This is a genomic window from Ruegeria sp. AH12 (genome assembly GCF_056541465.1).
Map to the genome: position 1 here is coordinate 314770 of NZ_JBQFYL010000003.1, position 22834 is coordinate 337603.

At 55.5% G+C, this 22834-nt stretch carries 20 protein-coding genes and 3 pseudogenes; 12 read left to right on the plus strand and 11 right to left on the minus strand.

The window, feature by feature from the left end; all coding sequences use genetic code 11:
• Positions 1-87 precede the first annotated feature (87 nt).
• Together ACR0EL_RS08200 and ACR0EL_RS08205 are read right to left on the minus strand one after the other, a co-directional pair.
• Positions 88-465 (minus strand): nuclear transport factor 2 family protein, encoded by a 378-nt coding sequence (locus ACR0EL_RS08200; RefSeq protein ID WP_480499318.1) that lies wholly within the window; start codon positions 463-465, stop codon positions 88-90.
• Positions 462-1301: a PhzF family phenazine biosynthesis protein gene (locus tag ACR0EL_RS08205; protein ID WP_480499319.1), complete on the minus strand. Its 840-nt coding sequence runs from the start codon at positions 1299-1301 to the stop codon at positions 462-464. Before ACR0EL_RS08205 ends, ACR0EL_RS08200 begins: the two co-directional genes overlap by 4 nt.
• A 124-nt stretch (positions 1302-1425) precedes the next feature.
• Between ACR0EL_RS08205 and ACR0EL_RS08210 the strand changes: the two genes are divergently transcribed.
• Complete coding sequence (locus ACR0EL_RS08210) at positions 1426-1878, plus strand: Lrp/AsnC family transcriptional regulator (protein WP_480499320.1); 453 nt, start codon at positions 1426-1428, stop codon at positions 1876-1878.
• Positions 1879-1889: 11 nt separating this feature from the next.
• Here the strand turns inward: ACR0EL_RS08210 and ACR0EL_RS08215 are convergent, their stop codons facing one another.
• Positions 1890-2789 (minus strand): LysR substrate-binding domain-containing protein, encoded by a 900-nt coding sequence (locus tag ACR0EL_RS08215; RefSeq protein ID WP_480499321.1) that lies wholly within the window; start codon positions 2787-2789, stop codon positions 1890-1892.
• Positions 2790-3119: 330 nt separating this feature from the next.
• Here ACR0EL_RS08215 and ACR0EL_RS08220 point away from each other — a divergent pair, with 330 nt between their 5' ends.
• Together ACR0EL_RS08220 and ACR0EL_RS08225 are read left to right on the plus strand one after the other, a co-directional pair.
• Entirely contained in the window at positions 3120-3947 is an 828-nt protein-coding gene (locus tag ACR0EL_RS08220; protein ID WP_480499322.1) for a GNAT family N-acetyltransferase, read from the plus strand.
• 16 nt (positions 3948-3963) lie between these two features.
• Positions 3964-4560, plus strand: a complete 597-nt coding sequence (locus ACR0EL_RS08225; RefSeq protein WP_480499323.1) for an NUDIX domain-containing protein — start codon at positions 3964-3966, stop codon at positions 4558-4560.
• A gap of 147 nt (positions 4561-4707) precedes the next feature.
• Here ACR0EL_RS08225 and ACR0EL_RS08230 read toward each other — a convergent pair.
• A pseudogene (locus ACR0EL_RS08230) lies at positions 4708-5489 on the minus strand (IS5 family transposase); the annotation flags it as partial.
• Between the two features lie 60 nt (positions 5490-5549).
• On the opposite strand from ACR0EL_RS08230, the pseudogene ACR0EL_RS08235 reads away from it, so the two are divergent.
• Positions 5550-5843: pseudogene (locus tag ACR0EL_RS08235) on the plus strand (site-specific integrase); the annotation flags it as partial.
• 244 nt (positions 5844-6087) lie between these two features.
• Here the strand turns inward: ACR0EL_RS08235 and ACR0EL_RS08240 are convergent.
• The 3 genes from ACR0EL_RS08240 to ACR0EL_RS08250 all read right to left on the minus strand — a co-directional run bounded on the left by ACR0EL_RS08240 (position 6088) and on the right by ACR0EL_RS08250 (position 8070).
• Positions 6088-6510 (minus strand): TetR/AcrR family transcriptional regulator, encoded by a 423-nt coding sequence (locus ACR0EL_RS08240; RefSeq protein ID WP_480499325.1) that lies wholly within the window; start codon positions 6508-6510, stop codon positions 6088-6090.
• Positions 6511-6584: 74 nt separating this feature from the next.
• Positions 6585-7124 carry a dihydrofolate reductase family protein gene (locus ACR0EL_RS08245; RefSeq protein ID WP_480499327.1) on the minus strand — a complete coding sequence of 180 codons (540 nt, stop codon included), beginning with the start codon at positions 7122-7124 and terminating at the stop codon, positions 6585-6587.
• A gap of 73 nt (positions 7125-7197) precedes the next feature.
• Positions 7198-8070 carry a LysR substrate-binding domain-containing protein gene (locus ACR0EL_RS08250; protein WP_480499328.1) on the minus strand — a complete coding sequence of 291 codons (873 nt, stop codon included), beginning with the start codon at positions 8068-8070 and terminating at the stop codon, positions 7198-7200.
• 103 nt (positions 8071-8173) lie between these two features.
• On the opposite strand from ACR0EL_RS08250, the gene ACR0EL_RS08255 reads away from it, so the two are divergent.
• From ACR0EL_RS08255 to ACR0EL_RS08280, 6 genes are all read left to right on the plus strand, one after another.
• Positions 8174-9736, plus strand: coding sequence for a trimethylamine methyltransferase family protein (locus ACR0EL_RS08255; protein WP_480499329.1), 1563 nt, complete (start codon positions 8174-8176; stop codon positions 9734-9736).
• 12 nt (positions 9737-9748) lie between these two features.
• Positions 9749-10840 (plus strand): aminomethyl transferase family protein, encoded by a 1092-nt coding sequence (locus tag ACR0EL_RS08260; protein ID WP_480499331.1) that lies wholly within the window; start codon positions 9749-9751, stop codon positions 10838-10840.
• A 396-nt stretch (positions 10841-11236) separates the two neighbouring features.
• Positions 11237-11689, plus strand: a complete 453-nt coding sequence (locus tag ACR0EL_RS08265) for a hypothetical protein (RefSeq protein ID WP_353010310.1) — start codon at positions 11237-11239, stop codon at positions 11687-11689.
• A 21-nt stretch (positions 11690-11710) separates the two neighbouring features.
• Positions 11711-13012 (plus strand): hypothetical protein, encoded by a 1302-nt coding sequence (locus ACR0EL_RS08270; protein ID WP_480499332.1) that lies wholly within the window; start codon positions 11711-11713, stop codon positions 13010-13012.
• Positions 12994-14478: a Dyp-type peroxidase gene (locus ACR0EL_RS08275; RefSeq protein WP_480499333.1), complete on the plus strand. Its 1485-nt coding sequence runs from the start codon at positions 12994-12996 to the stop codon at positions 14476-14478. The genes ACR0EL_RS08270 and ACR0EL_RS08275 overlap by 19 nt, the downstream gene beginning before the upstream one ends.
• Positions 14479-14487: 9 nt before the next feature.
• Complete coding sequence (locus ACR0EL_RS08280; protein ID WP_480499334.1) at positions 14488-15687, plus strand: catalase family protein; 1200 nt, start codon at positions 14488-14490, stop codon at positions 15685-15687.
• A gap of 68 nt (positions 15688-15755) precedes the next feature.
• On the opposite strand, the gene ACR0EL_RS08285 is transcribed toward ACR0EL_RS08280, so the two are convergent.
• The gene (locus ACR0EL_RS08285) at positions 15756-19103 is read right to left on the minus strand and encodes a peroxidase family protein (protein WP_480499335.1); all 3348 of its coding nucleotides are present in this window, start codon (positions 19101-19103) and stop codon (positions 15756-15758) included.
• A 369-nt stretch (positions 19104-19472) separates the two neighbouring features.
• Between ACR0EL_RS08285 and ACR0EL_RS08290 the strand changes: the two are divergent.
• Positions 19473-19970: pseudogene (locus tag ACR0EL_RS08290) on the plus strand (IS6 family transposase).
• Positions 19971-20194: 224 nt separating this feature from the next.
• Positions 20195-20383 (plus strand): hypothetical protein, encoded by a 189-nt coding sequence (locus tag ACR0EL_RS08295; protein WP_480499336.1) that lies wholly within the window; start codon positions 20195-20197, stop codon positions 20381-20383.
• 118 nt (positions 20384-20501) lie between these two features.
• On the opposite strand, the gene ACR0EL_RS08300 is transcribed toward ACR0EL_RS08295, so the two are convergent.
• The 3 genes from ACR0EL_RS08300 to ACR0EL_RS08310 are packed head-to-tail and all read right to left on the minus strand — an operon-like array spanning position 20502 to position 22816.
• A complete protein-coding gene (locus ACR0EL_RS08300) occupies positions 20502-21293 on the minus strand; it encodes an ABC transporter permease (RefSeq protein WP_353009627.1) in 792 nt (263 codons plus the stop codon).
• Positions 21290-22042, minus strand: a complete 753-nt coding sequence (locus tag ACR0EL_RS08305; protein ID WP_480499337.1) for an ABC transporter permease — start codon at positions 22040-22042, stop codon at positions 21290-21292. The genes ACR0EL_RS08300 and ACR0EL_RS08305 overlap by 4 nt, the downstream gene beginning before the upstream one ends.
• A 9-nt stretch (positions 22043-22051) precedes the next feature.
• The gene (locus ACR0EL_RS08310) at positions 22052-22816 is read right to left on the minus strand and encodes a transporter substrate-binding domain-containing protein (RefSeq protein WP_480499338.1); all 765 of its coding nucleotides are present in this window, start codon (positions 22814-22816) and stop codon (positions 22052-22054) included.
• Between the last annotated feature and the right edge of the window lie 18 nt (positions 22817-22834).

Sequence of the window (22834 nt, forward strand, 5' to 3'; positions counted from 1 at the left end):
AAGTGTTGCAACCGAAAACTTGGGCCAAGTCGAACATCAGCACCAACAAAACATCAGGGCCTGGCATCAATGGTCGTTTTGACTCGCTCAGCTCTGGTCGACGATGCTGGCGATCTGTCCATCTTCGACGCGAAACGCAGATGCGCCCTGGAACTTCAGATGCTGCCCTGCTTTCCACCCGTTGGGCAGATCAGCCGAAACCACCGCTGAATAGTCGATCTCAACCAGCGTGACAGTCCCGACCGATATCATGTTTGTCACCGTTTGCTGGCGGGTTTTGAACGCTTGCACACCGGCAGCGGCCAACTCGGTAAAGGCCGGTTTCCCGGACTTTTCAATCGTTACATCTCCGCTGACGATGTTTCGAAACACCACGTCATCGGAAAGGCACGCGACCATACCGGCCACATCCATCTGGTTGTAGGCCTCAATGTAGGCTGCAATTGATTCTGGTAGGTCGTTCATTCTATGTCTCGAGCAGTGCCGGACACCCGTACCGAGCTTCCTCTGACGTCATCCAACGACACTTGGATCAAGGATGGGCTGCCCATATCTTCACCCTGGCGGATGGTGAACTCGCCGCCGTGCGGCCAGTTGCTATCTCGCAGGTACCCAGCAAAAGCTGCTGCCGCAGCGCCCGTTGCCGGGTCTTCCAGAACACCTCCCGAAGCGAATGCATTGCGCGCAATGAATGTCTGATCGGTCTCAATAAAAACAAGCATCACAGTGACCAGATTATGATGGCGCATCACCTGCCGTCCCTTGTCGAGATCATAAGCCATGGCAGCCAGTCGGGTTCGACTTTTCAGTGGCAGCACGACATGATCAGCACCGCCATGGATATGCGCCGGAGCAAGGCGCGGATCGAGGTCATTTGCCGTCAGATCAAAAAGCGCCAGGATATCGCGTGTTTCTGCGTCTGCCAGTGTGCGGCTTTTGGTCGGAGGTGACGACAAAGTGGCCACTACGCCTTCAGGTGTCGTGTCCGTGTCTACTGTGATCGTGGCGTCATTCAGGGCCAGCAAATAGGTGCCGGGCCCACTATGTCGCCCGAGCGCGGCGCCCAAGGCAATTGTTGCATGGCCACAGAATGGAACCTCAGATTCAGGAGAGAAGTAACGAACGCGCCAGCTCTTTTTCCCGTCATCCCGTACGACGGCAAACGCAGTCTCTGAATACCCGACTTCGGCCGCGACCTGGGCCATTTCCTCGGCACTCGCTTCACGTTCCAACAGTACAACACCCGCGGGGTTGCCGCCTTCCGATCCCCTGCTGAACGCCGCGATACGTTGAACATCCATCCCTGTCTCCTTGAATTCTGCTGGCGGCAAACTATCGGACATAACTGAGTTTTGTCCCAGTACAGATGAAGGGAAAATCTGAATTTTCCTTTCACATCGTTGTCAAACTCCCTACACTTCCTTCATGTCGAAAGAACTGGATCAAACAGACTGCCGAATCGTAGAACTTCTCGATTCCTATGGCCGTACTAGCCTTGCAGATATTGGAAAGAACGTAGGTCTTTCGGGTCCTGCTGTCGGTGAACGCCTTCGCCACCTGCAGGAGAGCGGATACATCATAGGTTTTAGTGCCCGGATCGATTTGCGACGGTTTGGCTATACAATCCAGGCTCTGGTCCGGATCAAACCAAGAAGTGGGCAGCTTCATATTGTCGAAAAGATGATCGAAGAGCAGCCTCGCTTTATGTCATGTGACAGGGTCACCGGCGACGATTGTTATGTCGCGCGGCTGCTTTTAAAAGAGATCAGCGAACTCGACGATATCCTTCTGCCCTTCCACGACCGGGCCGAGACCAACACATCCATCATAAAATCTTCGATCTTCGAGCACAGATTGCCACCCCTCGACCAGCCCTAGATCTCGGAACATTAGGATCGCCAGTCCTTGGTCTTTGCTTCCAGCCATTTCCTGAACCCCCGTATCTTCTGCGAATTTCGGTGGCTCTCGGGATAAACAAGCCAATAGCCTGACCCATCTTCACAGGTCAGATCGAAAGGTTGGATCAACCGCCCGCCTGCAAGCTCATCCTTGAAAAAAGCAGGGGTCAACATTGCAACACCCTGGCCTGATATGGCGGCGTTGGCTTCCAATACCTGAGGGCCGAAATGTTGACGGGCCTCGTCTGACAGTTCCGGCCTGTTCAATCCCGCCTCTGCAAACCATCGGTTCCACCAGGGATCGGAGGGTGACAGGATGTGGAGGCGCATTAGGTCCTTGGGATCACGAACGCCGCCTATGCTTTCAGCCAGATCCTCGCTCAGCATTGGGGTAAAACGGGTTTGGATTAGCAGATGACTCGACAGCCCGCGCCAATTGCCTTTGCCGCCTCGAATGGCGACATCGAAACCGCTGGAGACAAAATCGGTCAGGGTTTCGCTCACTTCCACCCGCACCGCAATATTGGGATTTTCCACCTGAAATTCCCCTAGGTGCCGCGCAAGGAAATTGGTTGCAAATGTTGGAATGACACTGATGGAAAGCGTTTCTTGAGAAACGCCTTTGGCCTCGGCAAATGCATCACTCAGAACGTTAAGTGCGTCGGTCGCCTTTTCCGCGAAACCGACCCCTATATCTGTCAGGGAAACTCCGCGTGCCTCGCGACGGAAGAGTGGTGCGCCAACCCGTTCCTCAAGGATCTTAATCTGATAGCTGACAGCAGCCTGGGTCATCCCAAGCTTGTCAGCAGCAACCGTGAAGTTCTTGCACCTCGCGGCCTCCTCAAAAACCCGAATGGCAGCCAATGGCGGAAGAATACCTCGGGAAGCCATTTAAATTCCTTATGTTATTGGACGCTGTTTTGTTTGTTTTATAGCTCTTCAACCGGTCAAACGTATGACAGTCATCAATCCAGCGAATGTGAGCATCATATGAAACTGCTGGCTTATTTTCAAAGCTTTCTGACTCGCGCTAGCGCAAAACGCTGGAACAAAACTGCTCACCTAGGCGAGTTTCAACACTGGTCGGGCCACATGAAAAGGGACATTGGCATGGATTATCCAGCGCCACCGGAAAGGTGTTACTTTCAAAGATCATCCTGGTAGTGCGAAAGCATCGCTAAGTCAGAAAGGTTAATTCAACTTCTAACAATTGGACAATTTATGGACCCAAAGATCATATCGGCTGAACACATCTCACTCGAGGATTTGCGCCAGGCAATGAACAGCGCATTTTCAGACTACGCAGTTCCAATGCAACTGACCCGGCAATCATTTGCTTTCATGTTGAAGCAAAGGGGATTTGATCGCCAAGCCTCGCGTGTTGCGCTTGTTGAAGGACAAATCGCTGCCATTTGGTTGGTGTCTTTGCGCGGTCGCCACAGCTATTTGGTTGCCAGTGGTACGGTTCCTGCGTTCCGACGGCTGGGATTGGCGCGGAAACTCGCAAAGGACAGCATCGCGCATCTCCGGCAGAGGCACACCGTCAGTCTCCAGACTGAGGTATTGGTCGAGAACGGCAAAGCATATGATCTATACGCCTCACTGGGTATGAACACTGCCCGGACTCTGCAGTGTTATGACGTTCCACGCCCGCCAATTGTCGATGCTCCCGATATGGCGCAAAAGGTATCCTGGACGGAAATTCAGAGCGACGTCATCGCAATGATCGAATTGGAACCCTCCTGGCAAAACGACATCGCGGCCGTCAACGCCGTGGCGGATGAAGCACAGTACTGGGCCATATCCGACTACCATGGTCTGGTGGCCTATGCGGTCATGTTGCCAGTTAACCGAACTCTTGCCCAAATAGGCGTTCGTAATGACCGACGACGGGAAGGGATCGCCAGCTCATTGCTCCGGACATGCCAGGCTGGCGGCGCGCTTCGCCAACTCAACATCGACGTCACATCAACAGAGTTCCAGTCATTTCTTGGAAGTGTCGGTGCTGTACCGACCGTCCGTCAATTTGAACTGAAGATGGAATTATGAGTTCCGGAGCTTACGAATGCCCAAAAGCGAGATTTTTCGCCCGATTTCAGAGCAAATTCTGGCAAGTGACTGGGGTATTTTGACAAAATACGAATTTGAACTGCGTCGTCAGAATGGCGAATGGCAGCGCCAAACGCGAGAAGCTTATGATCGCGGCAACGGGGCGACTTGCCTGTTGCACAACCCGGATACAGATCAAGTATTGCTCACGCGTCAGTTCCGATTGCCAGTTTTCCTCAATGGAGGGTTTGATGGGTTGATCGAAACCCCCGCTGGGTTGCTTGACGGCGCTCAGGCCGATGAGCGAATGCGCAATGAGCTTGAAGAAGAAACCGGTTATCAGATCGACAAACTCATTCACTTGTTTGACGTCTACATGAGCCCAGGCTCAGTCACAGAGCATCTGTCTTTCTTCAAAGGTATCTATTCAGCCTTAGATCAAACGAGTCAGGGCGGTGGTTCTTTCGAAGAAGGAGAAGATATCGAGGTTATGCACGTTCCACTAGCGGACGCGATGCAGATGATTGCCGAAGGCGAAATTCGAGATGCGAAGACCATCATTCTTCTACAGCAACTGATGATCGAAAAGTTGACGAGAACTGGCGGCAACTGAGAATAATCCCCTGTTCTTAATCCAAAACCCCAGGTCCTAAGACGGAAAATTCGAGCATTGCGAAGTTTCGTGGTGGCCCGCTAGGTTATGTTGACGCATGACGCATGACGCATGACGCATGACGCATGACGCATGACGCATGACGCATGACGCATGACGCAGCCAGAGTCGAATTGATGTGATGTCAATGAGGCCGAGGTAGCTTTCTGCAGTCTTGTCATATCGGGTGGCGACGCGTCTGGCATTCTTCAGTTTGTTGAAGCAGCGTTCCACCATGTTGTGTAGGCGATAAAGCGAACGGTCGACACCGATACATTTCTTGCGTGATTTCCGCATGTGGATGACCGGGAGCACATCGCGGTTGTCCTTGGTATTTCGGATGCTGTCGGCGTCATAACCACGGTCGGCCAGCAGGGCGCTCGGCTGGGGTAAATTGTCTGCCATAGCCAGATCGAAACCGAGATAGTCGTATGTCTGGCCAGGTGTGATTTCCGTCCTCATGGGCAAGCCGTGCGCGTTGACAAAGAGGTGGATTTTGGTCGTGAGGCCAGCTCTTGAGCGGCCAAAACCGTGACGCGGAATCCCCCTTTAGCACCTGCTGCCTGATGATGGGTGCGGACCACGGTGCTGCCGATTATTTGCAAAGCGCTCGAAACCGCCCCGCTTTGGCTCAGAGCGTCCATGATTTCCTCCCTGAGACCCGCCAGCGTCCAGCGCCCGAACTGGCGATCGACGCTTGGCCATTTGCCAACCTCACCAGGCAGGTCCCGCCAAGGGGCTCTGGTTCGGGCAATCCAGAAAATCCCATCAAGGACACGGCGGTGATCGGTGGGCCTTCGCCCATTTGGGTCACGTACGGCGAGAATGAAACGCTCAAAGAACGCCCATTCCTCATCGTTCAACAGGTCTCGTGCCAAACTGGTCTCCATCGTAGATACCAGCTTGAACCACGCCAATCGTCCGATGTGAATCCCTTTTGCCAACACGACCTAGTGGTCGGTTCTGAGTACCTTTGGCCGGGCAGCTTCCACGAGCGTCTCCATATCTCGACAAGTCAGTATGCTAGGATCGTTCGCGATTGAGTCACGTCGATCGGTCTAGAGGCGAGCGCATATGGCGCGCATTCGATCAGGCGAACAAAGGTGACCCAGAGCTACAAGAAGACCGGCAACTTGCGGGTGATTCAGCTTCGGCTTGGACGCACCAAAATGGACAGCACGGTCCGATATCTGGGCGTCGAGCTTGAAGACGCGCTAGCAATCGCCGATGCCATTGAATTCTAGCAACCTCGGGCCATCTTCCAAGGCGGCCCAAAGGCGACCTTCGGCACCCGGTCATGATGCTGCAGGAGCAGCCCGCATTTCCGCCAGCCGCTGCAGTCACGAAGAAACAGCCCGATGTCGATATTCACGTCGAAAAATTGCTTGCTTCGCGCTGCTGGTGCGCTTGTTTTTTACTAGATGGCCACGCGGTCACCAGCCGCTCGACAGAGAATCCAGTCAATACCGCGCGGATAGTCATCCATTGTCAGGGGATTGTTTGCTCCGCTGGAAGCGGAGAGTACAAACCGTGCGCATAGTCGATCAGCAGGTGAACAAGAACGTCACCCCCATCGCTGTTCTTTGATTGGTCAGTGCTGGACTTCAACTCTGTCGCCAAGTTTGTCAGGTCCGAGCTTATCAGCGTCACATCCTCAAGGATCGCGCGCAATAGGTTTGCATTCTTCAAGGCGTACCCGCAATAGGTCGCAATGATGCTCCGGGCCCGTTCGACCGGCGTGCCCCCGCCCATACCATCCAGGACGCCCGCGAATGTATGTTCCACCAGATCGGACACAAGCTGTTCCTTGGTCCCGGCGTGATAAGTCACCGCCATCGGAGTGACCCCAAGCTGATCGGCAAGCATGTGAAACAATAACGTATCGACGCCGTTTCGTTGGACAATTGGCAAGGCCGTCTTCAGGATCAGTTGCCTCGAAAGGCGTTGATCGGCCTTCGGTGGCCGCCCGGGTGAAGGAGCTTTCGTCACGCTGCTTTCAGCTTGTAACCGAGGTCCACCAGACCCGAGGGAAAGCTTTTGACTGAAACCAGTTCCAGATCGACGTCGCCTGCGGTCTTGTCAAAAATGCGGATGCCCTCACCGATTAGAATGGGAACAAGGGTGATCCGCATATCTTCCACCAACCCGGCCCTCAGAAATGAGCGAATGATCGCGCCGCCATCCACATAGACGCGATTGAAACCACGAGCGTCAAAGCTTGTCATCAGGTGTTCGGGTGCCATGTCTGACACTTCCACTTTCTCGCGCAGATCGTCGGGGATGTCATCTGTTTTCATCGTCCTACTGAGAACCACAACCGGTTTGGAATAAGGCCAGGCTCCGAAACCTCGCACCGTTCGGTACGATCCCGACCCCATGACGATCACATCGACACTGTCCTGAAAGGCGACAAAGCCGTGATCTTCATCCGCGGTCGCTTGTTTTTCCAACCAGTCCAGGCTGTGATCAGGTCGGGCGACAAAGCCGTCCAGGCTCATCGCCATCATGATATGTCCAGTGGTCATCTTCCCGGTCTCCCAAAATAAATTTTATACGGCATATAATAGAAGCCCAAGAACTGCTCAGGGGAGAGTTTTGTCAGGCTTCGCCCAGAACCCAGTCTGAGAAAAACTGCACCGCCTCGCTCGAAGCGGCGCTGTGGGGTCGAACCAAAAAATACCCGTAGTCTGGCAATTCGATCCTGGACAAACGAAACAACCGTCCGGTCTTCACATCGCTTTGAACCAGATCATCCATCAAAGCAATCCCTTGTCCATCGATCACCGCCTGCACTCGGACATTCGGGTCAGGGACAATCAGCACATCTCGCCTCGCTTGCGGGGGAAGCCCTGAGGCATTCAGCCAATCGGACCAGGCGCTGCTGTCGTCACGATCTCTGAGCAAGGTCAGATGCGAAATCGCCTGTTCCATCCCCAATCGGTTCACCAGTTCGGCCGCCGCCCGATTGCCAACCGGATATGGTGGCATGGGCATGAAAGGTGTCACGGCGCCGTCTTCCCAAGTCCCGTTGCCCCATCTGATTGTCAGATCCACCGCTTGCAGTTCATGCGTCGAAAACTCGATCATCGGTTGGATGCGAAGCTGCACGTCCGGGTGGTCTTGCATGAACGACATTAGGCGTGGCGAGAGCCAGCGCGCGGCGAAATAGGTCGAGACGCCAACGGTCAGCGAAAGATCCGCTATTCCCTTCAACGCCTGAATGTCGGTTTCGATCTCTTCGTATCGTGTCTGGCAGATTGCGCGGAGCTTTAAACCATCGCCGGTGAGCGTGACGCCCCGTGAAGTACGCTGGAACAGGGCCATCCCCAAATCGGCCTCAAGCGTCTTGATTTGATAACTGATGGCGCCCTTAGTCATATTGAGCGCCACTGCGGCTGTCGAAAAGCTGGAATAGCGGGCAATTTCGGCAAATAGCCTGAGCAGGTCATGGTGATGAAAGCGGGCTGGCATAAGCTATCGTACAAATTTTTTAAACGCAGCGAAAAGAAAAATTCGATTTTCAGGCTTATTTTCATGCCCTCATTCTGAACCAGGCTTTTGAAACGACAAAGTAGTGTTGGATACCTTGAACGCGACAGCAGATACATCAACATTGGCGGGGCATCAGGGTCGCGTGCGTCGGGGCCGTTTGGCCCGTCACAACGTACCATCCGAAGCAGTGCCTTTCACGGGCCGCAAAATACCTGCCTACAATCTGCTGAGCGACACGGCACTGACCCGGATCGAGGATCAGGCCGATTGGATCCTGGAAAATATTGGCGTCGAGTTTCGGGGGGATCGAACGGCGCTGGATCACTTTGCTGAGGCTGGCGCCCGCATTGACGGTGCGTGCGTGCGGTTTGAGCCGGGTCACGTCCGCGCCCTGTGCGCAACTGCCCCGGCTGAGTTTCAGTTGCATGGCCGGGACCCGGCCAAAACCGTAACGCTTGGCGGCAACAACGTTGTGCTGATGCCGGGATATGGCTCTCCCTTTGTAAGCGATCTGGCGAAGGGACGACGGTATGCGACGCTGGAGGATTTCCGCAATTTCGTAAAGCTGACCTACAGCGCGCCCGCCTTGCATCATTCCGGCGGTACGGTGGTCGAGCCAACGGACATACCGGTGAACAAACGGCATCTGGACATGATGTTGGCGCATCTGACCCTCTCGACCAAGCCTTTCATGGGGTCCGTGACGGCGCCCGACCGCGCGCGGGACAGTATCGAAATGGCACGCCTCGTCTTTGGTGAGGTCATGGACCGCCACGCGGTGATGCAGGCTAATATCAACGTCAACTCGCCGCTGATCTATGATGGCACCATGTCCTCGGCCCTGCGCATTTATGCCGAGGCGGGCCAATGCGTCTGCGTCTCTCCCGCGATTTTCGCGGGTGCCATGGGGCCGCTTTCACCAGCCGCGGTGGCGGCACAAACATTAGCCGAAGCGATGGTGGGCATCGCGCTTGCCCAACTGATGCAGCCCGGTTGTCCGGCGGTCTTCGGGTCGTTCCACTCTAGCATGAACCTGCGGACAGGAGCCCTGACCTTTGGATCGCCCGAGGCGAACATGACCACGATGGCGCTTTCGCAACTTGGCCGAAGGCTTGGCGTGCCGGTGCGCTCTGGCGGGGGGCAGATCACCGCGTCCAACGCGCCGGACGGGCAAGCCATGCAGGACAGCACCGGCGCGATGTGGTCCACGCTGCTCTCTGGTGCGCATCAGGTCTGGCATGCGGCAGGCTGGCTCGAGGGCGGGCTTGTGATGTCTTATGAGAAATTCACCATGGACCTCGACCATTGCGGCGCGATGCTGAAACTCTTGCAAGGCTTCGATACCGATGACGAGGCCTTTGGCCGGGATGCATACTATGAGACCGGCCCGGGCGAGAATTTCCTGTCGACCAGCCACACCCTACGCCACTACACAACGGCGAATTTTGAGCCGCAGATATCTGATGCCGGGTCATTCGAAAGCTGGTCAGAAAACGGCGCACTTACCTCAGACCAACGCGCCACGCAACGGTGGCGGCAAATGTTGAACGACTACCAACAACCCGAAATGAAACCTGGCATCCAGGCAGCGCTTGAGGACTTTGTATCCGAGCGCAAGGCCCATTTGCCGGACGAATGGTACTAGAAAGGAACACCCATGACCGCAGGACTTAGTCGCACATCCGCCCTTGCCTCTCGCCACACAGCGCTTGGGTCGGGGCTGGAGGATTGGAATGGCATGGGCACCGCCTGGACCTACGACACCGACCCCAACTGTGAACATGATGCGGTGCGCGAGCGCGCGGGCATGTTCGATATGTCGCCTTTGAAAAAGGTGTTTGTGCGCGGGCCAGACGCTCAGGCGGTTCTTGATCACCTGACCACACGCGATCTTTCCAAGATAACGCCGGGAAAGGCGGCTTACCTGTGTGTTCTGACCGATCAGGGCGGGATCGCCGATGACGCGATCGTGTCGAACAACGGCGATAGCGAGTGGATGATCGTGCATGGCTCGGGCGACACAATGGCGCTTTTGCAGGCGTCGGCGGAGGGGCACGATGTTCAGGTGCAGTTCACCGATGATCTGCATGATCTGTCGGTGCAGGGACCTGCGTCGCTTGATATTCTCAACGCACATACGGATATCGACCTGAGTACTCTGGCCTATTTCGAACACGCGCCCGCGACGCTCTTCGGTCACCCCTGCCGCATCTCGCGCACCGGGTACTCCAGCGAACGCGGCTACGAGATTTTTGCCGATGGTTCAGTGATCACCGACATCTGGGACAGATTGGCGGAGGCAGGGGTCATGCCCTGTTCCTTCACCGCTCTGGACAAGGTACGCATCGAGGCCGGGCTACTGTTCTATGGCTACGACATGACCCAGGACAACACGCCCTGGGAGGTGGGCCTTGGTTTCACGGTCAGCACGACAAAGCCTGCTTTTCGAGGCAAGGTCGCTGTGATGGCGGCTAAGGGGGCGGATAGGGTCAATAACGTCTGTCTTGAGATTGATCACCCGGACATGGTCGAAGGTGGGGAAACGCTTACCCTGAACGGCCAAGACGTCGGTGTCATCAACAGCCCTTGTTTCTCGCATCGAATGGCCAAGTCGCTGGCCCTGGCACATGTTCAGCCGGGGATTGCCGCTGGAACCACGCTCAGGGTCTCGGGGAACGATGTCACGACAGATGCAACTGTTGTTTCCAGCCCGATATACGATCCCGGCAAAACGCGCGCTCACGAATAGAATGGCATCGGCGCCGGTCCATTTGCGCACGGGTCATCATATGGATCTCGGCTCAGCGAATACTCTGTACCGATAACAGTCTCTTCGTCCATTTCTTCTCCATGAAGGTTCGTGAGCACAGCCAAAGAACAAAGTGCCACGCTCACCTGTTCGCGGACGAAACTCGCGGGCATCAAGGCAATCAACATGATCCGCAAGGGGCAGATTGGACCTTCGGCAGGAGGATTCCGTCTATTTGCAGAGCTCGATTGCTATATCCACCCGCTCATAGCGATAGCTTGGAAACGTACCAAAGTTTGCGATACCGCCCATCTTCCGTTTACATGGTCGGCGAAAAGGCCGTGCAGGTCACTCTGGAGGACGCCTAACTACACACTTTCATGGAAGGAGGCCATCATGGCACATAGCGTCGAATCCCTCATGGACTTGAGTCAGCAGGAACTGGACGAATTGTTCTCCAGCGTGGCGGCCGGGAATATACCCGACGGCGAGGCCGAGGGGACTGCCATTGTGGCTCCAGGCACCAGGTTCACACCGCTGATCTCGCGCTTCATCAACAGTTTTGCCTGGCAGGGCAAAGTCTTCGACCAGCAGAAAGGCGTGTTACGCAATCGCATCCTACCGTTCGGGCTGAATGCGATTTTGGCCAAAGTCTACAAGGACACAAGCTGGCTTGATGGAAAGGAGTGCATCGTTTTGGATTACTCCGATACGTCGCTTCTTGCGCAGTGGATTCGCGACGAGATACGTGCCGTCGGTCCCGGTCTTTATCTCGGTAAAGTCTATTGGGACGACAATCGATTGATCGATTTTGCGCTGGACTTCAATGTCGATACGTCATCGCCCTAAATGTGGTAGACTCGTCCTGCCATGACGCAGCAAAGCACATTTCTGATTTTGGCCCCTGTCGATGAAGGGCGGATTGACGATTTGCGCGCGCTGCTGTCCGAAATGGCCGTCAAACCCGGGCTTGCGGACCCGAAGAACCCGATTGTGCCCTTTGCAGAGTTTGACCGTCTGCACGTCGCGCGGTTCTTCCTTACTCAGGTCGACACATGGCGCGACATTGAAGCCTACGAGGTTGAAGCTCGCCCATTCCCACCACATCTGGCCTTTTTGGGTGACATGGACGGAGATCGGGACAGCTTTCTGGACGAGTTGGCAAATCAGGCGGGCGAGGGATTGCGACGGATCTTTTCGCATTGCGAAGATTTCGACCAAGACACAGACCTGAGCGATTGGATGGCCCGGCACAATGTCGTCGAGGCCGCCAATTACGTGAACATGCGCGGTCGCACCGTGCAGCAGGTTCGCGAAGAAGCCGCACTTGCACAGGCACTGAAACCGGAATTGCGCGCGCTTGTGGATGCACATGGCACGGATGACGCCATTCTGTTGCATGAGCGTCTGCAAGAATTCGTCTCGGCCGAACAGCAGGCAGGGCGTCTGCGATTGACGCCCGCGCAGCCAACGCCGCTGCCACAGGCCGCCTTTGACTGGATCGAGAAGATCGCGGTGCCTCTGCTGCTGTTGGCTATTTCGCCGGTCGTTCTGCTGGCCTCGCCGCTGCTGCTGTGGAGGCTGCGCCGGCTTGAACGGTCCGACCCCGAAATCCTGCCGCGCCCAGGCGACGCACATATTGCTGAAATGGGGACCTTTGACGATCACGATGTCACCAACCCGTTTACTGCGGTTGGCGATCTAAAACCCGGTGGTTTTCGGCGCGCGATCACGACGGTTGCGCTGTATCTTCTGAATTACGCTGCCAAACATATCTTTTCGCGAGGCTATCTGACCCGTGTGCAGACAATCCACTTCGCGCGGTGGGTTTATTTCGACAACAAACGACGCGTGATGTTCTGCAGCAACTACGATGGGGCATTGGAAAGCTACATGGACGATTTCGTCAACAAGGTCGCCTGGGGGCTCAACCTCGTGTTTTCGAATGGCGTCGGGTATCCAAGCACACGGTTTCTGATCAAGGATGGGGCCGAGCAAGAGAGCAAGTTCAAGCGGTTCCTGCGCAACCGTCAGCAAGCCACCCCTGTGTGGTATAAGGCCTATCCCGGTCTGACGGCAATCGACCTCGACAGGCATTCACAGATCCGCGCGGGGCTTGAGCAACGCCCCGTCGGGCTCAGGGCATTGCGGAAATGGCTGGCAAAAATATGAAAGAAAACGACGATATCCCGGTCACACGGCCCGACTTTTCCGACATGCAGGGCTTGGTCCGGTTTGGCCATGGCAAGCTGACAGAGGCCGAGTTCCTATTGCTAACCATCTCAGATGCGCAGGCCGCGCGGGATTGGTTGACTGCCGCGCCGATCACCTCAGCCGAGTGGTTGGACACCCCCCCGGAGGCTGCACTGCAGGTCGCGTTCACAGCCAGCGGATTGCAGGCCCTTGGTCTACCGGGTGAGGTTCTCTCGCAATTTTCGCAGCCGTTCCTAGCGGGGATGGCAGGCGAGGAAAGCCGTACTCGGCGGCTTGGCGACACCGGCGGGAATGCTCCGGAAAACTGGGTCTGGGATGGTAGTGAGGTCCACGTTCTGTTGATGCTCTATGCGCGCGAGGGCGGACTCGATTCCTTGAAACCGAATTTGCTGAAAGGCGTTTTCAAAGATGCCTTCGACATCGCCCACGCACTGCCGACACGCCTAAATGACAGTATTGAACCTTTCGGTTTTGCAGACGGTATCAGCGAGCCAAAAGTGGATTGGGAACAACAAAGCCCGCCGCCAAAACATGGCCGTGAGAAATACGCCAACCTGATCGCACCCGGCGAGATCGTTTTGGGCCATGTCAATGAATACAAGGAAGTCTCACCTGCCCCACAGATCATTGGTGGCGAGGGGCATCACGACTTCGGACGTAACGGCAGCTATCTGGTCCTGCGCCAGCTTGAGCAGGACGTAGCGGGCTTCTGGCGGTATCTGGACTCGGCGGCAAACGGAGACGCGGCGTGGCGCGAGGCGTTGGCGACCGCAATGGTGGGCCGCGCGCGGGACGGCACGCCCTTGATTAGGGGGCGGCGCGAGATTGACGGCGGGCGAAAGGGGAACGATTTCACCTATGAGGATGACGTCGATGGCGTCGTCTGCCCGGTCGGCGCTCATATCCGGCGGGCCAACCCGCGAACCGGTGACCAGCCACCCGGCGTTGATAGCCGATCGGCCTGGCTTACCAGCACCCTCGGGTTTCGGCGAAGACGTGATGGCCTGCCCGGTCGGCACGATCTCGTCGCCTCGACACGGTTTCACCGTCTTGCCCGTCGCGGACGTGCTTATGGCCCGCCGCTGTCTCCCGAACAAGCGCTGTCGGGCATGCCTGACACCCAAGAAGCAAGAGGGCTGCATTTCGTCTGCCTCTGCGCCGACATCACACGCCAGTTTGAATTCGTCCAGAACGCATGGATGTCCTCCCCCACGTTCGATGGTCTGCATGGTGAGGCGGATCCGATCGTCGGCAGCCGCGAACCTGTCGGCGGCGTGTCCACAGACAGTTTCAGTATCCAGAGCGCGACCGGCATTGCAAAACGGCTCGAAGGTCTGCCCCAATTCGTGACCGTCAAGGGCGGCGGCTATTTCTTCCTGCCCAGCATGCGCGCGATACGCTTTCTCGCAGGGCAGAAGGACTAGGAGATCTTCATGCGCGCCATCCTTCTTGTTATTCGCCGGTTTTTACACTCCCTGCTTCAGATCGGGCTGAACTTCGAACGCAGGCTCGAACCGTTTTTCCGCCCGCAGCTAAATCGCCTCATACGCGACCCCGCGGCCCGGTTCCTTCAGCGCCTCAAGAACCGAAAGCGTCCCAACCACGGGCTTGGCTTGGCTGAGGAGAAGATATTCGACTGGGAAGAAGAGGCGCTGCAGACGATCATCGATGAGATGCGCGAGCAGATGAACCTGCATTTTCAACCCGGCGCCTACGAACGCGGCGGGAATACAAAAACCCATGGGCTGGTGCGCGCGACCTTTACTGTGAACCCTGACTTGCCCGAGCACTTGCGCAAAGGCGTGTTCGCAGGTGAACGCAGCTATCCGGCCTATATTCGCTTTGCCGGGCCGGGCCCCGACGTGCCCGAAGATATCCGCGATGTCGGGTTTGGGTCCATGTCAGTCAAACTGATGGACGTGCCCGGCCCTAAGCTGATGGAAGAAGAGAAATTCACGCAGGACTGGCCCGCCGTCGTCACGCCGACATTTGTTACCCCCGACGTGCGCGAGAACGCCAAGCTGCAGTATTGGAGTACCATAGACGAGCCGATCTGGTATTTTCTGAACCCCAAGGATACGCACCTGATCGACTTTCTCATGCAGGGTCTGTGGAACGAAACACAGTACAATCCGTTGGGCCAACGCTATTTTAGCTGTGTGCCGTATCTGCTGGGTGAAGGGCAGGCCATGATCTACTCCTACAGGCCTTTAACGGATGTGCCGATGGATATTCCTGGTGTCCCGTTCGGACGCGTGCCCCCGAACTATCTACGAGACAACATGGCACGCGCGCTACGCGCGGGTCCCGTCGAGTTCGAGATGTTGGTTCAGATACAGACCGACCCTCATCTGATGCCCATCGAGGATGCCTCGGTACTCTGGCCCGAAGAAAAATCGCCCTGGATACCGGTCGCACGCATCCATATCCCTCAGCAGGATTTCGACACACCTGCTCAAATGTCCTTTGCGCGGAACCTGCGGATCAATCCCTGGCATTCGCTGCCTGAACACCGCCCACTGGGCAACCAAAGCCGGGCACGGCGGCGCATGTATCAGGAATTGGCGGCGTTTCGCCAGAAAATGAACAAGGCTGACCACGTTGAACCTGACGGCTCCGAGACGTTTGAATGACAATTTAGCTGTCCTGTTGCGAAGACTTGGAGCGGCCAGATGACGCGTTTCCCCTCAGGACCAAACACCTAGGGTGATGCGAACCGCTCAAACATTTCCGGCAGCAGCGTATTGCGGTAAAGACCTTCAAAGTCCGACGGGCGGATGGCAGCCGGTTGGCCCGCACGGGTGAGCATACGGAAGAACGACTCCCATTGCTTGGTGGTGAGATCATCCAAAGCGTTCTTCTCCTCCAACAGTGCCATGAACTCTTCCTCGGGGATCAGACTATCGTCATGCTTAGCAGCCATGTCAGTTAATATCCGCATATAGCCCTCCAGCACATCTTCATCGATCATGCCGTTTTCGTCGTAGACCGTCGTGCGTTTGCCTGGTCGGCGTTTCGCCATCTCTTTGAGGGGAATGCCCCGGCCCAGCAATAGGTTTTTTAGTCCACCAAATTTGAAGGTCGACCCAAGAGTAAGAAACAGCGCTCGAGATCCGCTTGTTTCAAACGTTTGCCAGCCTTTCAGGTTTTCCGGCAGCCCAGCACGCGAGATGTCATTGCCTAGGTTGAAGGGAAGGATGTGCTTTTCCATATCCGTCAGCCTGATCTGCACGCCTTCACGCTTTTCGTCCTTGCGGTAGCCTCTCAGCTGATTCACTTCTTTCTGCGTCAAAATCCACTCGCTCACAAAGCCGGGATGATCAGGCGATTGGTAGCCGGGCCAAGGGTATTTTTTCTCGTCCAGAATGGCGTTGGCCGCGGCAATCAAATCGGCGCGGGTGACGTCATCGGGATCTTTGGTCAGCATATCGCGGGCAAAGACACGGCCTTTACCTTCCAAGTCGGCAAACACTACACCATCCGTTATGTCGACGATATACACCGAGTTCCCATGTGCCACGCGGATCAGTTGGTTGGGCACGTTGTTTTTGAAATGTGCGTCCTTCCACGGATCACCAAGACCCATGTCACGAATATGCTGATCGCCCCAGGTGATGATACCATTGGATTCCAGCGGATGTTCGTCCGGGGCCTCGGCTGCCGAAGTGCCAACATATTCGTAGGTGTTGACCGTCTTTCGGGTCTCCAGCCAATCGCGCAATTCCGGGCAGTGCAGGTATAGCATTTTTTCCTTATCAACGGCCTCTACCAGATTGATGGCCGTCCACCCAACTTCGTCCGGGCGCCATTTCTCAGTGAGGTAGGGGTTTTTGCGGATGCGGCTGGTGGCTTCCTGCACAAAGGTCTGGAAGCCTTCGTTGGTGATGGCCAGACCCTCGGGCCGATGCTCATTCAAGGTCAACCCAATGATCGCATCCAGCGTTTCGATGCCTTCGGGGTAGAGTTCTTGGAGCTTTGCAATCGTCGCTTTGGATGCCTCGCTTGAAGGATCAAGGAACAGGTGTTCCCACTTCTCGCTTGGCGGAATATTGTGGGCCCGCTGATAATCTGTCCAGAAGGGCGTGCCACGCTCGCGGTCCTTGCGGATTTCCTGCTCCAACATGTTCATGACACCTTCTTCGGTCGCCATGTTCCGGAAGAAATCCGCCGTGTTGCCCGCAACGGGCGCGCCAAGACGGGTATTCATCATGTAATAGTAGACCGCGCCAAGACCCTCATCCTTGAGGAATTGGTGGCCATCAAGCTCGCGCAAGTTCATCATGTTCACTTCGCGCGTGCCATCTTTGATGGTCTCTCCGATGGGCGGGCATTTCAGTTGATCGACCCAGATCTGGTGGCCAAAACGATAGGCCTTGCTGAAGAAGTTTCCTTTGATCTCGGGCTTGTTCTTCTCAACCTTCCCAGCCGCAATGCCGTGGGCCACAGGATCCGTGCCTTGTTCAGGCCGGTAGATCTTTTTGTCGAAATGCGGCAGCTTGCGTTCCGCGCGCCCGAACAGATTGGCGTTCAGCCCGTTGACCACGGCTTCGTTGGCAAACAGCGTGTGCGTCCAGGTGCCGGTGTGGATTTTCACGTAGGTCATAGTGACCACGCGCCGAGCGATCTGGAAAATCTGATTGTCTGACCAGTCAGGATAACGCTCCTTCAGGACCTCCGCGACCCAATTGTGATGGCGCGCATATAACGTGTGTTCTGCTTCCAACGGGGCCGTCATATTGCGCCCAAAGCCGGTCACAATCTGCTTTTGCAGCGGGCCATCTTCACTAACAGACACGTCTTTCAGTGGAAGAAATCCGCCTGTACCGTCTTCTTCAGTGTCTTCCAAATAGAGCTTACCGCCTGGCATTGGCGTGCCGTCTGGGTAGGAGCGCACTTCTGCCAGTGTTCCGATATCGCTGCCATAAATGTGGCTCATGTCCCACCAGACAGTGGTGCCATGCATGCCTTCGCCGTCTTCGCGCAACGCATGCGGCGCATCGGACCGGCTCCAATCATATTTCACACCAAGCGCGGCCCATTCACAGTCGGGGTCGATGGGAATCGCGTGTTTTAACGCATTGTCCGGCGCGGTTTGTGCCACGTCATGGACCAGCTGCTGCAGATGGGCGGCGGCATGAAAACTGGCTGTTTTCGCTTCTATGGTTTGGCCATTGCGATAGCCAAAAACTTTCGCAACATCCGCTTCGCTCGGCAGTTTTGGATTTTGGGATTGGTCTTGCGGGCGATAGCCTTTTTGAAAGCCGTGATCGACAAATTCTTGACCCACGCGGCCTTCGCCCGGCCCAAATTGTGTATCGAGATACGCGCCATCGGGAGAAAATCCGGAATCCGCCCATTTTGGTATGTCGCCTTTGGGCAGTTGGCCAACGATGTCACCGCGTTCTCCGTCAGGGTCGCGCTCGCCCTTTTCCATCTGCGTGCGCGCATCGCCCAATGCCGCGAGCCGCAGAATGCCAAGCTTGCGCTGCGTCCAACGGCCTGCATTGCCAGGCGTCGCGCCGGAATTCGCCCAGGCACCAACGGGACCCAGCGCCATAGAAACCAGAGAATCCTTGAAGTTTCGCGCCCTGTCCAGCAGCGATTTCTCGGGGATATGATCGCCTGGGTGTTTGAAATCTGTACACAACACCCACGCATCTTTGTGGCCCTCATACGCCTTAGCCGGATCGGTCTTTAGATATTCTTCCGTCAGTTCGTTGGGTCGAAGAATGCCCGCACCGTTTTGTCCATCCACTCGGTTCTTGTCGATCTGCTGGGTCCAGAATACCGCAAACTTATGGCTTGGGTCTTTCTGAACGGCCTTCTCGAACCAATCCGCTGCCGAGAGGAAGTCTCCCACATTGCGGAAAGCGTGCGCGCCGAGGGCATAATCTTCAGCAGTCGCAAGACCCTCTTCGTGGCGTTCGGCATATAGCTTAATGGCTGTCGAAAAATTGCCTGCATTTATGTTTTCCAGCGGATCGTCAGAGACAAAATCGACCCGCTGGTTGTGCTTGGCAGCAACAGGACATCCAGAAACGACGTTCATTTCAACCTCCAACAATAATTTGGGTTGAGGTGCTACAAGATACCAAAAACCCTGAATGAGATGTAGAAACGTGACACCTGCCAGCCTAAATTTGCTGGCTGGATAGGGTTTATTCTAATTTACAAGGCTACTCAGGGCGACTGTTTTTTCTGTCATGACCGGGAAGCCCTAAACCTCGACACCCAGAGGCTCGGTTGTTGATGCTCTTGTGCGACCTCACGCTTTACGGCACCATACTAGCCTGTTTGTCCGCGATGATCCGCTTGGGAATGAAACCAATTGGATGTGTTGCAAACTATGAGGTCCAATTGACGAACATGCGTGATCTGATGTTTGTTCCCGTCGAATAGATTTTGAACAGGTTTCAGCATGATCTCACTGAAAGGCTGCCATTTCCCCAAGGATGCGGTTTTGTACGCTGTGTACTTCTATCTGCGGTACACGGTGTCTTATCGGGATTTGGAAGAGACTTACATACGTGTGCGCGGCAAATGGATGTATCTCTATCGAGCAGTCGACAAAGCGGGAGACACCCTCGACTTCATGCTGTCTGAGCGTAGGAACCCTCCAGCAGCAGCCAGGTTCTTTGCCAAAGCGCTGTCGTCAAATGGAATTCCGAGCAAGATCGTCATCGACAAAAGCGGCGCTAACGCGGCCGGCATCTAAGAAGTGAACAGAATTCTGAGGTGATTTGGATGCCCAGCCAATGTTCAGATAATCAAGTCCAAGTATCTGAACAACATGATCGAATAGGGTCATCGGTTCATCAAGCGGCGTGCTCGGCACATGTGAGGGTTTAAGTCGTTCGAAGCCGCCTCAGCCACATTGGATGGCATTGAGGTGGCCAACATGATCCGAAATCAGTAATTCTCTAGCGCGACGACCTCGGGCTTCCGGATGTTTGCTGAGATCGCAGGATAGGTGTATCCAGTATATCACTGACTTTGGCCGTTCCAAATATTCGCGACACATCTGATTTGCTGCGCATGAGCGGTTTGCCGCGTATCTGACAAGAGGTGAAACCACGTTTTCGGCGGAAGGCCGCGTGCCCTTCTGGTTGTGGTTTGCCTGTCTACTCGCGCCGGATATCTGTGAGCGAGACGATTCATATCTGTGAACAATATCTGGTACAGGGCATGACGTTGCATCTTGCACGATCCGGTCTCTTTGGCATTTCGCTATTGATAACCTCTGGTGTAGCGGCAGAGGAAGATGGCTCGTTTTTTGATCCGTTTGACGAGCTGGTGAAAAGCCGCTGGTTTTGCAAACGCGATGGCTGACACATGTGACGTTCAACAATTCGCCACCCGTTCAGTACAGGAGCTGACAGATAGGCAGGGCCAACAGGCCGCAGCAAGAACTGATACGAACCGTCCGCTATCCTCCGCTAGTTCAAAATCAAGACGTACTTCGCTTTCCAGTTCCCAAAACTCGGACCTCCAACCAGTGGAACGCCAAAGCAATCACACCCGCCACCAGAATATAGAATACAGCCAATAGAAGGAGCGGCTCGTAGATAATGAAAGTATCGGAACGCACACGTGAAGAGACGGCGTAGATATCGACAACGGTGATAGTGGCGACCAAGGGGGTTGCTTTCAACTGAAGGATGGTTTCGCCACCCAATGTCGGAAGAACATTGCGGATCGCCTGTGGCAACCAGATGCGGCGGAACATGGTAAACCGCGGCATACCAAAAGACTTGGCGGCCTCAAGCTGCCCCTTGGCAACGCCCTTGAACGCGCCACGCATAACTTCACCTTCATAACCGGCATAGGATAACGTCAACGCCAGCACCGCATAAGGCCATGCCTGCCGCAGATAGGGCCATAGTTCTGAAGACCGTATCCACGGAAACTGCGGGAAGAGCGAGCCCAACCCATAGTACAATAACCAAAGCTGCAACAGCAGCGGAGTACCGCGGATGATGGTACAAAATGCCTTGGCAGGGGCGGCAAGATACCAGGGTCCAACCGCCTGCGCCAACCCAAGCGGAACCGCAATCAGGAAACCAAGAACAACGGTGACAACCAACAACCAGATTGTCGTCCAAATACCCTGAAGGGCCAGTGGGGCGTATTTCGGAATCCAGTCCCATTGCAGCGATACGGCGCACCATATGACGATCCCGACGAAGACTAGCATCATCACGATACGGTGTGGTTGCATCAGCGATCTGAAATCGATCATCTGCTCCCTCCGGTCAGAGAGGGTTGGCCACGACGAGCCCATTTCTCAATCCGTGCAAAGATACCGCCAGAAAACAGCGTGACCATAAGATAGAGGAAACCTGCCGCCAGAAAGAAAGTGAAATAGGCGCGTGTGCTGCTGGCAGCTTGTCGGGTCTCCAGCGTCAACTCGTTGAAACCCACGACAGCAAGAAGTGCCGTGTCTTTGGTCGCAATCAGCCACAGGTTGGCCAAACCGGGCACCGCAAAGCTCATCATCGCAGGGATTGTGACACGCCGCATGGTCATGAAGGCGGGCATCCCGTAGGATTTGGCAGCTTCGATCTGACCAGGTGGAACCGCCTGAATGGCGCCGCGCAGAATTTCGGTTGCATATGCGCCCTGAACAACGCCCAGCACCCATATACCCGCGCCAACGCCGCTAACCTCGACCCGACCAGCACCCATGGCAGCAGAGATTTTGTTGATGATATCCGATCCCACGTAATACAGGATCAGGATCAGAACCAGTTCCGGTACGGCCCGGATCACGGTCGTGTAAATGGCAAGAAGATCGCGCGTGACCTTCCCGCCATAAAGTTTGCCATAAGCTCCGAACAATCCGATCACCAGGCCCAGCGCATATGCACCAAGGGCGATCTGCAATGAGTGGGACAATCCGCGCAGCAGATTGGCCCCCCACCCCGGTGGCGAGAGCGACAGAAGCTCTGCGCTCTGCGCCAATCCAAGTGAGTCCAACAGTTCGGTCACAGCGGCAGCTTAGTAGATGCTGGCCGAGAAATAGTTCGACGTGATTTCCTCGTGCGTTCCATCGGCCAGAATTGCCGCGATGCCCTTATTCAGCGCCGCAAGCAGGTCATCCTGACCCTTGCGGACACCAGCACCCACACCGCGGCCCAGAATGGCCGGATCGTCTGCAACGGCACCTTTGATTTCACAGCAGGCGCCGGCATCCGAGTTCACAAAGTCAGCCATCGCAATGCTATCAGCCTGCGTAGCATCAATGCGGCCTGCGAACAGATCCTGATTAGCCTCATCCTGGGTTTGGTAGACGCGCAGTTCGGAATCCTTGAAGTATTCCTGCGCATAGGCCTGGTGGATGGTCGAAGCCTGAATGCCAACAACTTTACCTGCCAGCGACTCGGGGGTTGCTTCGATATCCATTGATTTATCCGCGACGATGACGGCGGGTGTGTTGTAATAAGGATCGCTGAAATCAATGGTCTTCAAGCGTTCCTCGGTGATCGACATCGAGGCCATGATCGCATCGATCTGCTGACCGGTCAGCGATGGGATGATACCATCCCAAGCGACGGGTGTGATAACACAGTCAAGTTCGGCTGCAGCACAGACAGCGTTGATGACATCAATCTCCCAGCCGACCCAATTGCCTGAGCTATCGAGCGACGCGAATGGCGGGTAAGGCTCAGCTGCGATGCCGATCTTGACCTCTTCGGCACTGGCGACACCAGCCGAAAGGATGGCGGCGGCTAGCCCGGATGCGAGCAGTTTCTTGACGTTCATTTTGTTACTCCCTGTTGG